Source organism: Mesorhizobium sp. 113-3-3, from assembly GCF_016756495.1.
Taxonomy (GTDB): Bacteria; Pseudomonadota; Alphaproteobacteria; order Rhizobiales; family Rhizobiaceae; genus Mesorhizobium.
Genome location: NZ_AP023243.1, coordinates 3,263,079 through 3,276,504, shown reverse-complemented (window position 1 = coordinate 3,276,504; position 13,426 = coordinate 3,263,079). Strand labels below are relative to the sequence as shown.

The 13,426-nt window shown below is 64.4% G+C and carries 14 protein-coding genes; 4 read left to right on the top strand and 10 right to left on the bottom strand.

Translation table 11 applies throughout. The annotated features are described in order from the left end of the window. Positions 1-6: 6 nt before the first annotated feature. On the bottom strand, positions 7-879 hold the full coding sequence (locus JG746_RS15965) for a helix-turn-helix transcriptional regulator (RefSeq protein ID WP_202358999.1): 873 nt from the start codon (positions 877-879) through the stop codon (positions 7-9). Positions 880-983: 104 nt separating this feature from the next. On the opposite strand from JG746_RS15965, the gene JG746_RS15960 reads away from it, so the two are divergent. Continuing rightward, entirely contained in the window at positions 984-1,823 is an 840-nt protein-coding gene (locus tag JG746_RS15960) for an SDR family oxidoreductase (protein ID WP_202358998.1), read from the top strand. Further along, positions 1,820-2,542, top strand: coding sequence for an SDR family oxidoreductase (locus JG746_RS15955; RefSeq protein WP_202358997.1), 723 nt, complete (start codon positions 1,820-1,822; stop codon positions 2,540-2,542). The genes JG746_RS15960 and JG746_RS15955 overlap by 4 nt, the downstream gene beginning before the upstream one ends. Before the next feature lie 89 nt (positions 2,543-2,631). Here JG746_RS15955 and JG746_RS15950 read toward each other — a convergent pair whose 3' ends face one another. The 7 genes from JG746_RS15950 to JG746_RS15920 form a co-directional block, all read right to left on the bottom strand. Continuing rightward, positions 2,632-3,009, bottom strand: a complete 378-nt coding sequence (locus tag JG746_RS15950) for a DoxX family protein (protein ID WP_202358996.1) — start codon at positions 3,007-3,009, stop codon at positions 2,632-2,634. A 65-nt stretch (positions 3,010-3,074) separates the two neighbouring features. Continuing rightward, on the bottom strand, positions 3,075-3,533 hold the full coding sequence (locus JG746_RS15945) for a carboxymuconolactone decarboxylase family protein (RefSeq protein WP_202358995.1): 459 nt from the start codon (positions 3,531-3,533) through the stop codon (positions 3,075-3,077). A gap of 11 nt (positions 3,534-3,544) precedes the next feature. Continuing rightward, positions 3,545-4,069, bottom strand: coding sequence for an RrF2 family transcriptional regulator (locus tag JG746_RS15940; protein WP_202358994.1), 525 nt, complete (start codon positions 4,067-4,069; stop codon positions 3,545-3,547). Between the two features lie 396 nt (positions 4,070-4,465). Further along, positions 4,466-5,779, bottom strand: coding sequence for an NAD-dependent dihydropyrimidine dehydrogenase subunit PreA (gene preA, locus JG746_RS15935; protein WP_202358993.1), 1,314 nt, complete (start codon positions 5,777-5,779; stop codon positions 4,466-4,468). Positions 5,780-5,791: 12 nt separating this feature from the next. Then, entirely contained in the window at positions 5,792-6,634 is an 843-nt protein-coding gene (locus tag JG746_RS15930) for a class I SAM-dependent methyltransferase (protein ID WP_202358992.1), read from the bottom strand. A gap of 5 nt (positions 6,635-6,639) precedes the next feature. After that, positions 6,640-7,995, bottom strand: coding sequence for an NAD(P)-dependent oxidoreductase (locus JG746_RS15925; protein WP_202358991.1), 1,356 nt, complete (start codon positions 7,993-7,995; stop codon positions 6,640-6,642). Positions 7,996-8,116: 121 nt separating this feature from the next. After that, positions 8,117-8,869, bottom strand: coding sequence for a gamma-glutamylcyclotransferase (locus tag JG746_RS15920; RefSeq protein ID WP_244730835.1), 753 nt, complete (start codon positions 8,867-8,869; stop codon positions 8,117-8,119). Between the two features lie 167 nt (positions 8,870-9,036). Here JG746_RS15920 and JG746_RS15915 point away from each other — a divergent pair, with 167 nt between their 5' ends. After that, on the top strand, positions 9,037-9,813 hold the full coding sequence (locus JG746_RS15915; RefSeq protein WP_202358990.1) for a VOC family protein: 777 nt from the start codon (positions 9,037-9,039) through the stop codon (positions 9,811-9,813). Positions 9,814-9,890: 77 nt separating this feature from the next. On the opposite strand, the gene JG746_RS15910 is transcribed toward JG746_RS15915, so the two are convergent. After that, on the bottom strand, positions 9,891-10,481 hold the full coding sequence (locus tag JG746_RS15910; RefSeq protein ID WP_244730834.1) for a hypothetical protein: 591 nt from the start codon (positions 10,479-10,481) through the stop codon (positions 9,891-9,893). 99 nt (positions 10,482-10,580) lie between these two features. Between JG746_RS15910 and JG746_RS15905 the strand changes: the two genes are divergently transcribed. Beyond that, on the top strand, positions 10,581-10,973 hold the full coding sequence (locus JG746_RS15905) for a DoxX family protein (protein WP_202358989.1): 393 nt from the start codon (positions 10,581-10,583) through the stop codon (positions 10,971-10,973). 21 nt (positions 10,974-10,994) lie between these two features. Here JG746_RS15905 and JG746_RS15900 read toward each other — a convergent pair whose 3' ends face one another. Continuing rightward, the gene (locus JG746_RS15900) at positions 10,995-13,421 is read right to left on the bottom strand and encodes a GcvT family protein (RefSeq protein ID WP_202358988.1); all 2,427 of its coding nucleotides are present in this window, start codon (positions 13,419-13,421) and stop codon (positions 10,995-10,997) included. Positions 13,422-13,426 lie beyond the last annotated feature (5 nt).

Sequence of the window (13,426 nt, the reverse complement as noted above, 5' to 3'; positions counted from 1 at the left end):
GAAGGCTCAGGCGCTGCGCCGCTCGGCCGGAAGGTCGTCGAGCAGTTTCTGCAGCTTGGCGATCGAGTTCTGCTCGGCCATCGGCGTGTAGACGACCAGCCTCATGTCAGACCCATCGTCGATCGACAGGCTCATATGCTCGAATGTCATCGGACCCGCAATCGGGTGCCGGACGTGCTTCAGCCCGGTCAGCCTTCGCGCCACGTCCCGCAAAGGCCACCAGTCACGGAACTCGGGGCTTGAGCGCATCATCAGCGCGATCAGCCGGTCGAAATCGGGATCACCGACATATTTGGCGCTCTCCGCGCGAAACGAAGCGAGCACCACGCGGGCAAGCTCTTCCCAGTCGACCAGCAAACGGCGGTGATGCGGGCTGGTGAACACCATGTGGACGATGTTGCGGGCGTCGCCCTCCAGCAGGCCGTAGTCGCCGAACACCGCGACGGCCGCGTCATTCCAGGCGAGTACGTCCCAGCGCCGGCCAACGACGTAGGCGGGTTGCAGGACAAGGCTTTGCAACATGTGCAGCAAGGGACCATCGGCTTTTTCCGGCGCGGCGACGCGGCGCTCCGGCTGCTGGCGTCCGGCAAGTATGAACAGATGCCGCTTCTCGACGGCGTCCAGGCGCAGCGCCTGGCTGAGCGCGGTCAGCACCTCCACCGAAGGCCGCACGTCCCTGCCCTGCTCCAGCCAGGTGTACCAGGTGGTGCCGACACCGGCGATCATCGCCACCTCTTCGCGGCGCAGGCCCGGCGTGCGGCGCCTGAGACCGGTCGAGATGCCGGTCGCCGAAGGCGTCAGCCTTTCGCGTCGCGAGCGCAGGAAGGCGCCGAGCTCGCGTCGGCGGCTGTCCTCGGCGGAATGAGAGGGAGCGTCCATGAAGTCTATTATAGCAGTACCGATACCAGGATAAAGTTTGAACTGTTTGAGATCCGTCCGACGTCCCATCTTGCGTCTGGAGCAACAGACAGGAGGCTCCCGACATGGACCTGAAAGACAAGACAATCCTCATCACCGGCTCGACCGACGGCGTCGGCCGCGTCGTGGCGCAGCGACTGGGTGCCGCCGGCGCCCGCGTGCTGGTGCACGGCCGCGATGCGGCGCGCGGAAAAGCCATCGTTGCCGAGATCGAAACGGCCGGCGGCAGAGCCGAGTTCCTCACCGCCGACCTCGCCTCGCTGGCGGAGGTTCGCCGCCTCGCCGAGGCTGTGCGTCCCCGAACGGACCGGCTCGACATCCTCATCAACAATGCCGGCATCGGCACAGCTGGCGCCAAACGACAGATCAGCGCCGATGGTTACGAACTGCGTTTCGCCGTCAACTATCTCGCCGGCTTCCTGCTGACCTCGGAGCTTCTGCCGCTGCTGAAGGCCAGCGCCCCGGCGCGCATCGTCAACGTCGCGTCAGCCGGCCAGCAGGCAATCGACTTCGGCGACGTCATGCTGACGAATGGCTATAGCGGCGTGCGCGCCTACTGCCAGAGCAAGCTGGCGCAGATCCTGTTCACCGTCGATCTGGCGGAGGAACTGAAAGGCACCGGCGTCACCGTCAACGCGCTGCATCCGGCGAGCTACATGAACACCACAATGGTCCGGCAGGCCGGTGTGACGCCATGGAGCTCTGTCGAAACCGGCGCCGAAGCCATCGTCAATCTCGCCGCCTCACCCGCGCTCGAAGGCCGAAGTGGCCTCTATTTCGACGGGCTGCGTGAATCCCGCGCCGATGCCCAGGCTTACGACGCCAAGGCAAGACGGCAATTGCGAAGCCTGAGCCTCGACCTCATCGGCCCAGCCTCCCCGAAATCCAAGGAACAGCATTCATGAACAGCAAAACCGAACACACAGTCATCATCGGCGGCTCGTCCGGCATCGGCCTGGCAGCCGCGCGAAAACTGCTTGGCCCAGGCATGAAGGTGACGATCACCGGGCGCAACCAGGACAGGCTCAACAGCGCCTGGAAAAGCCTTGGCGGCGCCGCCGACAAGGCTGCATTCGATGCGTCGAAGCCGGACGAGGTGCGTCAATTCTTCGAGCGCCTCGGTCCGTTCGACCACCTCGTTCTGGCGGCAAGCGGCGGCAAGGGCCTCGGCCCGTTCGAGACGCTCGACCTTGCCGATCTCGGCAGCGGCGTCGAGGAGAAGGTGCGGCCGCAACTGTCCTGCCTGCAGGCCGCCTTGCCGACGCTAAGCAAATCGGGATCGGTGACCTTCATATCGGCGGTGTCGGCCCAGGTCTCGATGCCTGGTGTGGCCGGCATCGGCGCCATCAACGGCATGCTCTTGACCGTGGCGCCGATCCTGGCGGTCGAACTGAAGCCGCTGCGCGTCAACGTCGTGGCGCCCGGCGTCATCGACACGCCGTGGTGGGACTTCTTGCCCGACGAACAGCGGCAGGCGGTCTTTGCCGAATATGCCGGCAAGACGCCGGTCGGTCGCATCGGCCGCGCCGAGGATGTCGCCTCGGCGATTGCCTTCCTCGTCTCCAACGGCTTCATGACCGGCCAGGTGCTGACCTGCGATGGCGGGTTGCGGTTCGCGGCCTAGAGCAATTCCAGGAAAAGTGTGGAGCGGTTTCCCGTCCGGAATTGCGTCAAGCAGAGAGCCAGAGCGGTTCGCCGCTCTAGCTTCGCCCTTCAGAGCGACTGCGCGATGAGCGTCAGGAACCCTCCGCTCAGCGCGACATTGCCGACGAAGCCGTTGATGCGCGCCGCACGGTCCGGGCCCTCATGATCCCAGAAATTGTGGAACATCGGCGTGGCGACGATCAGGAACAGCACCAGCACCGCGCTGGCGATTGCCACCCATAGCCCGCCCATCACCAGGGCGCCGGCAATGATCTGGAGCACTATGCCGGCCCACAGCGCCAGCCGTGCCTGCGGCACGCCGCGCGCGGCCATCAGCCCGGTGAGGAAGGCCGCGTTCTGGACATTACGCAGGCCGGCGAAGACGAAGGCGCCGCCAAGCAGCAGACGGCCGAGAAACAACAAGGTCGATGGCAAATCGGCAGGCATAAACGCTCCCTTTGAAAACAATTTGAGCGCCGCCTCCTCGACGGCGCTCCCTTGGCGACGGAAAATCAGGCCGCCTTGGCGGCCGGCATCGGGTGAATGGCGTGGAACGGAATGCACAGCCGGTTCCAGGTGTTGATCATGCCGAGCGCGACGGACAGCTTCACCAGTTCCTCTTCCGAGAAATGCTCCAGCGTGCGGGCATAGAGTTCGTCCGACACGCCATTGTCGGCAATCAGCGTCACCGCTTCGGTCCAGGCGAAGGCGGCGCGCTCGCGCGGGGAAAACAGCGGCGATTCCTTCCAGGCCGCGACGAGATAGAGCCGCTGTTCGGTTTCGCCGTCACGCCTCGCTTCGCGGCTATGCATCTCCACACAGAAGGAACAGCCATTGATCTGCGAGGCCCTGAGCTTGATCAGGTGCAGCAGGCTGACCTCCAGCCCGCATTCGTCGACCGCCTTGTTGAGCGCCGACACCGCCTTCATGATCTCCGGCGCCTTGGCGAAGAATTGCATCCTCTGTTTCATGGTCTGTCCTTTCACAATTGCTTTGGAGGGGTTGAACTGGATTTCTGCGGCCGCTGGTGGCGCGCCACGAAGGCGCAGCTCGCGGCATAGGATCTCGGATCGCCTTCGGCCGCGTAGTCCACCACAACATCGGACAGCTTCACTTCGGCCAGCGCTGTCCGATAGGCGCGCTCAGCTTTCAGCATCGCGGCATTGATGCCGCAGGGTTTGACATAGGCCGAGGCATCGATCTTGACCGGACCGTTGCGGCGGATTTCGCCGCAGCGAAACGCCGGCTCCCGCCCTTCGACCGCCAGCACGATGTCGAGTAGGGTGATGCGCCCGGCCGGCCGGGCCAGCCGGTAGCCGCCCGCCGGGCCCGGCACCGATTCCAGGATGCGCTCGGCGGTCAGCATGTTGAGATGCTTCAGCAGATAGCTCGGCGACAGGCCGAAACACTCAGCCAGGGCCGCGCCCGGCATGGTGCTGTTGCCCTCCACGCTCGCCAGCGTGGCCGCGCAATGGATGGCCGCCTCAACGCCCTCGCCCAGCTTCATGGTGCCAATCTCCTATTCATGGATATCTTTTATCGTGGATAATTCTTATCTGCAATAAGAAAGTGCAGCCCCCTGCTTTTGAAACGAGAATACGTCGGTGATTGGCGAAATCGGCGATGACAGCGTCTTTCTCCCGTCACTATACGGGGAGAAATGCCCGGCAGGGCAATGAGGGGCAGCGCCAACTTTGCGATCTAATGACTAGGACCATACAAAAGCGCCCTGTGCCAACACACAGGGCGCTTGCGCCAGATCGTCAGGAACGCATGAAATGCGGGCGGGCAGATCATCTCAAACGTCGCGCTGCCCCTCATCCGCCTGCCGGCACCTTCTCCCCGTATAGTGACGGGGAGAAGGGAGCTGCCGCGCCCTCGGCGCCCTTGTCGTGACGAAACCCTACTCCGCGGCCACCTTGGCCATCGGGTTGTTCGGGTGCGTGGTCCAGTTGGCGTAGACCGGCGACACCGGCTTGCCGGTGCGCTCGTCCATGGCACCCGCGGCCAGCGGCTCCATGGTGATGCAATTGTCGACCGGGCAGACATTGACGCAGAGATTGCAGCCGACGCACTCGGCCTCGATCACCTCGAAATGCCTGACGCCATTGACCATGCTGGTGATCGCCTGGTGCGAGGTGTCCTCGCAGGCGATATGGCAGCGGCCGCATTTGATGCAGGCGTCCTGGTCGATACGCGCCTTGGCGACATAGTTGAGGTTGAGATACTGCCAGTCGGTGACGTTGGGCGTGGCGCGGCCGATGATGTCGTCGAGCGAGCGGTGACCCTTCTCGTCCATCCAGTTTTCCAGACCGGCGATCATCTCCTGCACGATCTTGAAGCCGTAGGTCATCGCCGCCGTGCAGACCTGCACATTGCCGGCGCCGAGCGCCAGGAATTCGGCGGCGTCGCGCCAGGTGGTGATCCCGCCAATGCCCGAGATCGGCAGGCCGCGCGTTTCGGGATCGCGCGCGATCTCGGCCACCATGTTCATTGCGATCGGCTTCACCGCCGGGCCGCAATAGCCGCCATGCGAGCCCTTGCCGTCGATGGTCGGCATCGGCGCGAAACTGTCGAGGTCGACGCCGGTGATCGAGTTGATGGTGTTGATCAGCGATACCGCATCGGTGCCGCCGGCATGCGCTGCCCGCGCCGGCTTGCGGATGTCGGTGATGTTGGGCGTCAGCTTGGTGATGACGGGCATGCGCGTATACTGCTTGCACCAGCGCACCACCATTTCGATATATTCCGGCACCTGGCCGACGGCGGCGCCCATGCCGCGTTCCGACATGCCGTGCGGGCAGCCGAAATTGAGCTCGATGCCGTCGGCGCCGGTCTCCTCGACCAGCGGCAGGATGGCTTTCCAGCTTGCCTCTTCGCAAGGCACCATGATCGAGGCGATGAGCGCGCGATCGGGCCAATCCATCTTGACCTGCTTCATCTCGCGCAGATTGGTCTGCAGGTCGCGGTCGGTGATCAGCTCGATATTGTTGAGGCCGAGCAGGCGCCGGTCGGCGCCCCAGATCGCGCCATAGCGCGGACCGTTGACGTTGACCACCGGCGGGCCTTCCTCGCCAAGCGTCTTCCACACCACGCCGCCCCACCCTGCCTTGAAGGCGCGGATGACATTGTAGGCCTTGTCGGTCGGCGGCGCCGAGGCCAGCCAGAACGGATTTGGCGATTTGATGCCGACGAAATTGTTGCTGATATCTGCCATGACAGGTCCCTTTCAGCCGAGACGAAGAAGCAGTTCGACGGGTGCGAGAATGCCGCCTTCAAGCGCGGCGGTGAGATTGGCGATCTTGGTGCGGGCGTCTTCGCCCATGACGAGCCCGACGCCGGGCGGCGGCTTCTTGCCCTCGGCCTGCGCGGCGGCCATCCGGGCGCGTATCGCGGCGAAGAATTCGACGGCGAAAGCGCCGCGCTGCCGCTCAGTGATTACGGAAAACCCCGCGGCCGTGGCGGCCGAGCGATAGTCGTCGGGCGTGGCGACGAAGGACATGCTCTCATCCGATGCCCATGGCAGCGGATAGGTCAGCGCGCCGACCTTGAGCCGCATGACGTCGTAGACGGCAAAAACACCGCCCGGCTCGAGCACGCGCGCGGCCTCGCTCATCAGTTTTTTCTTGTCGGGAAGGTTCATGCCGACATGCAGGATCATGGCGGCGTCGAAGCTGGCACCGGCGAATGGCATGTCCAGCGCGCTGCCCTGCACGAAGTGCGTCTTGTCGGCCATTCCCGTGCGCTTCGACAGGCTGGTCGCGATGTCGACATAGCTTTGCGTGAGATCGATGCCGGTGACATCGGCGCCGGCATCGTTGGCGGCAAAGCGGGCCGGACCGCCCACGCCGGAACCAATGTCCAGAAGCCTGGCTCCAGGTTTCAAACCCATCTGGCCAAGCAGTTCTTTTGTGGCGGCGATGCCGCCAATGTGGAATTCGTCGACCGCTTCGAGATCACCGGCACGCAAATGAGCAATGTCCACGCCAGTGTCGGCAAGCGCGGCAAGGATGCGCTGCTCAAGACCTGCTATGTCGTAGTGACGGGCGATGCCCGGTTCCACCGTCGCCATGATCCTTATCCCTGCGTCAGACTCCTGTGTATGCTCTCCGCGGCATCGCGCCCCTGCGCGACCGCCGAAACCGTCAGGTCGTCGCCGCCAAAGATGCAGTCGCCGCCGGCCCAGACTTTCGCCAGCGAGGTGCGCCCTTCCGCATCGACCTTGATACGGCCGGCTTCGAGTTCGATCGCGGCGCCGCTGCCATTGAGCGCGGCCGGGACAAAACTCTGGCCGATGGCCTTGAACACCTGGTCGGCGACGAGTGTCAGGGTCTCGCCGGTGCCGGCAAGCTTGTCGCCCTTCAACGCCGTATATTCGAGTTCGATGCCCGACACTTTGCCGGCCTCGGCGATCACCCGCTTCGGCTGCAGCCAATGGCGGATGGTGACGCCGTTGGCGGCGGCCAGATCCTGTTCGAACCCGGAGGCGTTCATGTGCTCCTGGCCACGCCGGTAGCAGACCGTCACCTCCTCGGCGCCGAGCAGCTTCGACTGCACGGCGGCGTCGATCGCCGTCATGCCGCCGCCGATGACGACGACGCGGCGGCCGACCGGCAGGCCGGCAAGATCGCTGGCCTGGCGCAATTCGGCGATGAACTCCACCGCATTGGTGACGCCGGCGGCATCCTCGCCATCGGCGCGCAGCGCATTGACGCCGCCAAGCCCCATGCCGAGGAACACCGCGTCATAGTTGCGGATCAGGTCGGAGAGCTGGTAGTCGCGGCCGAGCGCCTTGCCGTTCTGGATGTCGATGCCGCCGATCGCCGTGACGTAGTCGACCTCGGCCTGGGCGAAATTGTCGACGCTCTTGTAAGCGGCGATGCCGTATTCGTTGAGGCCGCCGGCCTTCGGCCGCGCCTCCAGTATGGTGACGTCATGGCCATGGCGGGCGAGCCGGTGCGCGGCGGCAAGGCCGGCCGGGCCGGCGCCGACCACGGCGACCGTCTTTCCGGTCGCTTCCGGGCGCGCATAGAACTGCTTGTTCTCTGCCATGGCGACATCGGTGGCGTAGCGCTGCAGGCGGCCGATCTGTACCGGCTTGCCTTCCGCCACCTCGCGCACGCAGACCTCCTCGCACAGCGTCTCGGTCGGGCATACGCGGGCGCACATGCCGCCAAGGATGTTCTGGTCGAAGATGGTCTTGGCCGAGCCGATCGGATTGCCGGTCGAGATCTGGCGGATGAACAGCGGAATGTCGATCGAGGTCGGGCACGCGTTCATGCATGGCGCGTCGTAGCAGAAATAGCAGCGGTCGGATTCGACCAGCGCCTCATGGTGATCGAGCGGCGGATGCAGGTCGGAGAAATTATCCGCGTACTGCTCGGCGGCAAGCCGCCCGCCGACGATACCTTCCTTGAACTGGCCTTCTGGCATTGTCAGTTCCCCATGTTTTCGTTTTGGGGAAGGCTAGCACGTTTTATTTTTTTATCAATTGGTCAATTTTCAGCGCAAGTCGCTGAAAAGGCTCGATAAAAACATGATTTTTTTACTCATGTTATGCTATGGAGGGCTGCTCTTGCCGAGATCGATGGTCCTCGCCGGCCGGCCGGCCATGGAGCGCCCGGACCTCGTCCGCCACCAGTTCCTGCAGCCGCCACAGATTGCGGTCATGGATGCCGAACGCTTCGAGGTGGCTGACCGTGTTGTAGAGATATTCCGCGCCCGAGCCTATATGGCCGCAGGCCCGGGCCAATATGCCGGCCACTCTGTCCAGTGGTTGGCCGAGCGACGTTCCCCGCCCCTTGACGCCAACCCAGAAACCCAGCGCCCGCAGCCCGCCCTGCGCCGTATGCACCGGCAGCCAGCGGACCGAACTGACGCTCTCATGGTCGCTGATCTCGCGCCGCAGCAGCCTTTCGATCTGGGCCGGCTTTTCGCCCTCCGGCAAGCGGTAGATCACCCCGTTGCAGCGTCCGCCTCGTTCGAGCGCCATCATCAGCCCCGGCTGTGCGGCGCTGCCGCGCCAGCGCACCATGTCGAGGCAGAAGGAGCGGTGCCAGCCGAAGGCCGTGGCGAGCCGTTGCTCGACCGATTCGAATTCCGGTTTCCAGATCAGCGAGCCGTAGGCGAACACCCAAAGCGGCCCCTCGTCCGCTTCCGCGGAAAGCCGTATTGCAAGCGTCCGGAAATCCCCGTCAGTCAGCTCGGTCCAGCTCGGGTCAGGGCCGGGATCGGCTTCTTCCCTGTGGCACAGTGCGACAAGCTCAGGCGTGAGCGACATCTGGCGTGGCAGCGACATCTGGCGCATGAACAACCCCCTTGCCGTACAGAAATCGAAAAACGTGGAATACGCAACCGGGGAACGCATGTCATGGACAAGGCATTATTGTGCGGGCGGTTGTCGGATGTCCGCCTCCAGGATCGTCCTGCGGTGGATCGGACAACGATCGATGCTGAACGGTGAGGAGACCGACCATGCCGAAATCCCCAATGCCCTTCTTCTGGTACGAGCTGATGACTTCGGACCTCGACGCCGCCGAGGCCTTCTACACCAAGGTTGTCGGCTGGACGGCGCAGCCCTTCGACAAGGCGCCCGGCATGCCGCGTTACATCGTCATGAATGTCGGCGAGCGCGGCGTCGGCGGGCTGATGACCATGCCCGAGGATGTCAAGAAGATGGGCGCTCCGCCGGCATGGCTCGGCTATATCCATACCAAGGACGTGGACGCCTCGACGAAATCCCTGAAAGCCGCGGGCGGCGGCGTCCACTGTGAACCCAGCGACATTCCGGGTGTCGGCCGCTTCGCCGTCGTCGCCGACCCGCAAGGCGCGACCTTCATGTTCCTGCAACCCAACCGCCCCGACCAGCCCGTTGTGCCGGCCAGTACGCCCGGCCATATCGGCTGGCACGAGCTTTACACCAGCGACTGGAAGGCCGCGTTCGACTTCTATTCCGGCCAGTTCGGCTGGGCCAATGCCGGCGATTTCGACATGGGCCCGATGGGCACCTACCAGACGTTTACCGCCGGCCCCGAATCCGGCGGTGGCATCATGAACAAGCCGCAGCAGATTCCGGTCCCGGTCTGGCAGTTCTATTTCAACGTCACCGGCATCGACGCGGCGGCAAAGCGCGTCACCGACAATGGCGGCAAGATCCTGATGGGACCGATGGAGGTTCCCGGCGGCAGCTGGATCGTGCAGTGCCAGGACCCGCAAGGCGCGCATTTCGCGCTGATGGCGCCGGTGCGCTGACGGCAACTCCGCAGGCTCGAAGCGACGGCCTTTCATCGCACCACCGGTGAAAGGCCGCATCCCTCTGCCTGGCCGTCTTACTCCGGCGTCAGCACCGCGACCTTCAGCTCGGCCTTTTTCGCGCCACTGAACTGGACAGTGGCCGGGCCGGCCGCAAGCTTGAAGCGCACGCTCTTGCGGATGCCGGGGCAGGTTTTCACACCGCTGTAGCCCGCCGACTTGATGGCCTTGCCGTCCTGGATGACATCGATCCAGGCCTCGCCCGACAGGCTGATCTGGATGGCACCTTCGGCCGGCACGTCCACACTGGCGACGGCGCCGAACGTACCTTCCGCCGGTGCGCGCTCGGGCGGCAGCGTGAAACCGGCTTTCTCGGCCGGAACCAGTGCCAGATCCGCGGCGGCACCCACGGCCAGCTCCGCTCCAGCCGGCGTTGCCGGCGCTGCGGCAAACAGCGCCTGCTCCCGCGTCACGGGCCATTTGAAGGCCTCGCAACCGGCGTCCTCGGCCATGGCCAAGCTGGTGCCTGCAACGAGGGCGAATAGGCTGACGACAACTTTTTTCATGGCAAGGGAACCCACAGATTTAGACTGCTCATACCAATACAACCATAGCGATATAGATGCAACCCTGACGAGAACGATATCAAAGGTCAAACTGGAGAACATTTCCAATCACCGATTGTTGATGGCGCGCCCTGGGAAGTGAATGGTCCATCGCCGGGCAACAATCTATGGCCGGACCGGGAGGGTGAAAATGGAGTTCAGATGAAGCTTTTCGAAAGCCTCTCCCGATACCGACCGCAGGCGCTCGGCGTGCTGCGCATCATGACCGCGCTGCAATTCATCGAGCATGGCAGCCAGAAACTGTTCAACTTCCCCTTCAGCGCCCAGCCCCATACCCTCACCGGGCTGACGACGGCGGCCGGCATCCTCGAATTCGCGGGCGGCATCCTGCTGGCTCTCGGCCTGTTCACGCGGCCCGTCGCGTTCCTGCTGGCCGGCGAAATGGCGATCGCCTATTTCATGGCGCACATGCCGCGCGACTTCTTCCCGGCCAACAATGGCGGCGACGCGGCGATCTCCTTCTGCTTCATCTTCCTCTATCTGGTCTTCGCAGGCGCCGGCGCCTTCGCGCTGGACAATCGCGGCAAGGCCTGACGTCCCCGCGGGGATGAGCCATCATCCCCGCATCCGTTCGAAATTCGCATCGAACAGCGGTGCCGCCTGGATGCGCGCCGCATGGCGTTTGCCCAGCAATTCGATCTCGAAGCCGTCGCTTTCGTCGGCAATCTCCTTCGGCACATAGCCGACAGCGACCGATTTTTTCGAATGATGGGCATAGCCGCCCGATGTCACCCAGCCGCGCACCGTGCCGCCGAACCAGATCGGCTCGTCGCCGATGACGTCGGCATCGTCCGCGTCGACGATGAAGGCGCGCAGCCGCAGTTTGCCGCCTTCCTTGCGCTCGGCCAGCGCCGCCGCCTTGCCGATGAAATCGGCCTCCTTGCCATAGGCGACAAAGCGGTCGAGCCCGGCCTCGAGCGGCCCGTAGATCGGCCGGTATTCGCGCCCCCATGAGCCGTAGTTCTTCTCGAGCCGCAGCGCATTGAGCGCCCGTGAGCCGAACAGGCCGATGCCGAGTTCCGCGCCCGCCGCCATCAACGCATTGAATGCCGCGCGCTGGTATTCCGGCGCCACCCAGATCTCGTAGCCGAGGTCGCCGGTGTAGCTGACGCGGCCGACCAGGCACGGCGCCATGCCGATATCCATCCTGGCCATCGCCATGAACGGGAACGCCGCGTTGGAAACATCAGCGCGGCTGACCTTGGCCAGGACCTCCCGCGCTTTCGGCCCGGCAATCGCAAGGCCGGTGAGTTTCGCGCCCAGCGCCTCGATCCGGACCGAGCCGTCGCCAGGCAGATGCGCCTCGAACCAGCGCATATGGTACTGCTCGGCAATGCCCGAGCCGGCGAGGAACCAGCCATCGCCGCCCAGATTGCCCAGCGTGAAATCGCCGATCAGCCTGCCGTCGTCTTTCAGCATCGGCGCCAGCGTCATGCGGCCGGGTTTAGGCAATTTGCAGGCGAGCATGCGGTCGAGCCAGGCCGCTGCCCCCTCGCCTGTCACCTTGTATTTGGCGAAGCTCGAAATCTCCGCCAGGCCAACGCCGTCGCGCACCGTCGCGACCTCCCTGGCGACATGGGTGAAATCGCTCGACCGCCGCCAGGAGAATTCGTCCTTCACGCCTTGCGGCGCGTACCAAAGCGGCACTTCCAGCCCATAGGCGACACCCCATTGCGCGCCCTTGGCCGACAACAGATCGTAGACGGGCGTTGTCTTGAGCGGCCGCCCGGCCGGCAGTTCCTCATTGGGGAAGCGGATCGAAAACCGCCTGGAATAGTTTTCGCGAACCTTGGCGTTGGTGTAGGCCATCGTCGCCCAGTCGCCGTAGCGCGCCACATCCATGGCCCAGATATCGGCGCCGGGATCGCCCTCGATCATCCAGTTGGACAGTGCCAGCCCGACGCCACCGCCTTGGCTGAAGCCAGCCATGACGCCGCAGGCGACCCAAAAGCCCGGCAGGCCGCGCACCGGCCCGACAAGCGGATTGCCGTCGGGCGCGAAGGTGAAGGGGCCGTTGATGATCTGTTTGATGCCGGTGTTCTGGAAGGCCGGAAAATGCCGGAAGCCGACCTCCAGCGACGGCGCGATGCGGTCGATGTCGGGCGCCAGCAATTCATGGCCGAAATTCCACGGCGTCTGGTATTCCGACCACGGCTTGTTGGCCTTCTCATAGGTGCCCATCAGCATGCCGCCGCGCTCCTGGCGCAGATAGAGCTCACCGTCGAAATCGACCGCATGGATGATCTCCGTGCCCGTCTTGGCGTTCCAGGCGGCAACCTCCGGCATGTCCTCGGTGATCAGGTACATGTGCTCCATGGCCAGCACCGGCAATTCGAGCCCGACCATGCGGCCGACCTCGCGCGCCCACAGGCCGCCGGCATTGACGACATGTTCGGCCACCACCTCGCCCTTGTTGGTGATGACGCGCCATAGCCCGTCGGGCCGCCGCACAATGTCCTCGACCTTGGTGAAGCGTTCCACCTCGGCGCCAAGTTTGCGCGCGGCCTTGGCATAGGCGTGTGTGACGCCGGAGGGATCGAGATGCCCGTCCTCCTTGTTGCGGACGGCGCCGACGAACTGCTTGGGGTCGAGCAACGGCATCAGTTCGGCCGCCTCTTTCGCCGAGATCACTTCCAGGTCGATGCCGAGATAGCGGCCCTTGGCGACGACACCGCGCAGCCAGTCCAGCCGCGCCTCGGTCGCGGCGAGCAGCACGCCGCCGGTCAGGTGCACGCCGGTCGCCTGTCCAGACAGTTCCTCGATCTCCTTGTAGAGGCTGATCGTGTATTTCTGCAGCTTGGCGACGTTGGGGTCGCCATTGATCGTGTGCATGCCGCCCGCCGCATGCCAGGTGGAACCCGAGGTCAGTTCGTCGCGCTCCAGAAGCACCACGTCGGTCCAGCCATGGCGGGCCAGATGGAACAGCACGGAACACCCGACGACACCGCCGCCAATGACCACGACCTTTGCATGCGATTTCATGGATT

Excerpts from the sequence above, each read along its gene's own strand:
- JG746_RS15965 (WP_202358999.1), bottom strand. The coding sequence starts at position 879 with ATGGACGCTCCCTCTCATTCCGCCGAGGACAGCCGCCGACGCGAGCTC.
- JG746_RS15960 (WP_202358998.1), top strand. The coding sequence starts at position 984 with ATGGACCTGAAAGACAAGACAATCCTCATCACCGGCTCGACCGACGGC.
- JG746_RS15955 (WP_202358997.1), top strand. The coding sequence starts at position 1,820 with ATGAACAGCAAAACCGAACACACAGTCATCATCGGCGGCTCGTCCGGC.
- JG746_RS15950 (WP_202358996.1), bottom strand. The coding sequence starts at position 3,009 with ATGCCTGCCGATTTGCCATCGACCTTGTTGTTTCTCGGCCGTCTGCTG.
- JG746_RS15945 (WP_202358995.1), bottom strand. The coding sequence starts at position 3,533 with ATGAAACAGAGGATGCAATTCTTCGCCAAGGCGCCGGAGATCATGAAG.
- JG746_RS15940 (WP_202358994.1), bottom strand. The coding sequence starts at position 4,069 with ATGAAGCTGGGCGAGGGCGTTGAGGCGGCCATCCATTGCGCGGCCACG.
- preA (WP_202358993.1), bottom strand. The coding sequence starts at position 5,779 with ATGGCAGATATCAGCAACAATTTCGTCGGCATCAAATCGCCAAATCCG.
- JG746_RS15930 (WP_202358992.1), bottom strand. The coding sequence starts at position 6,634 with ATGGCGACGGTGGAACCGGGCATCGCCCGTCACTACGACATAGCAGGT.
- JG746_RS15925 (WP_202358991.1), bottom strand. The coding sequence starts at position 7,995 with ATGCCAGAAGGCCAGTTCAAGGAAGGTATCGTCGGCGGGCGGCTTGCC.
- JG746_RS15920 (WP_244730835.1), bottom strand. The coding sequence starts at position 8,869 with ATGCGCCAGATGTCGCTGCCACGCCAGATGTCGCTCACGCCTGAGCTT.
- JG746_RS15915 (WP_202358990.1), top strand. The coding sequence starts at position 9,037 with ATGCCGAAATCCCCAATGCCCTTCTTCTGGTACGAGCTGATGACTTCG.
- JG746_RS15910 (WP_244730834.1), bottom strand. The coding sequence starts at position 10,481 with ATGTTCTCCAGTTTGACCTTTGATATCGTTCTCGTCAGGGTTGCATCT.
- JG746_RS15905 (WP_202358989.1), top strand. The coding sequence starts at position 10,581 with ATGAAGCTTTTCGAAAGCCTCTCCCGATACCGACCGCAGGCGCTCGGC.
- JG746_RS15900 (WP_202358988.1), bottom strand. The coding sequence starts at position 13,421 with ATGAAATCGCATGCAAAGGTCGTGGTCATTGGCGGCGGTGTCGTCGGG.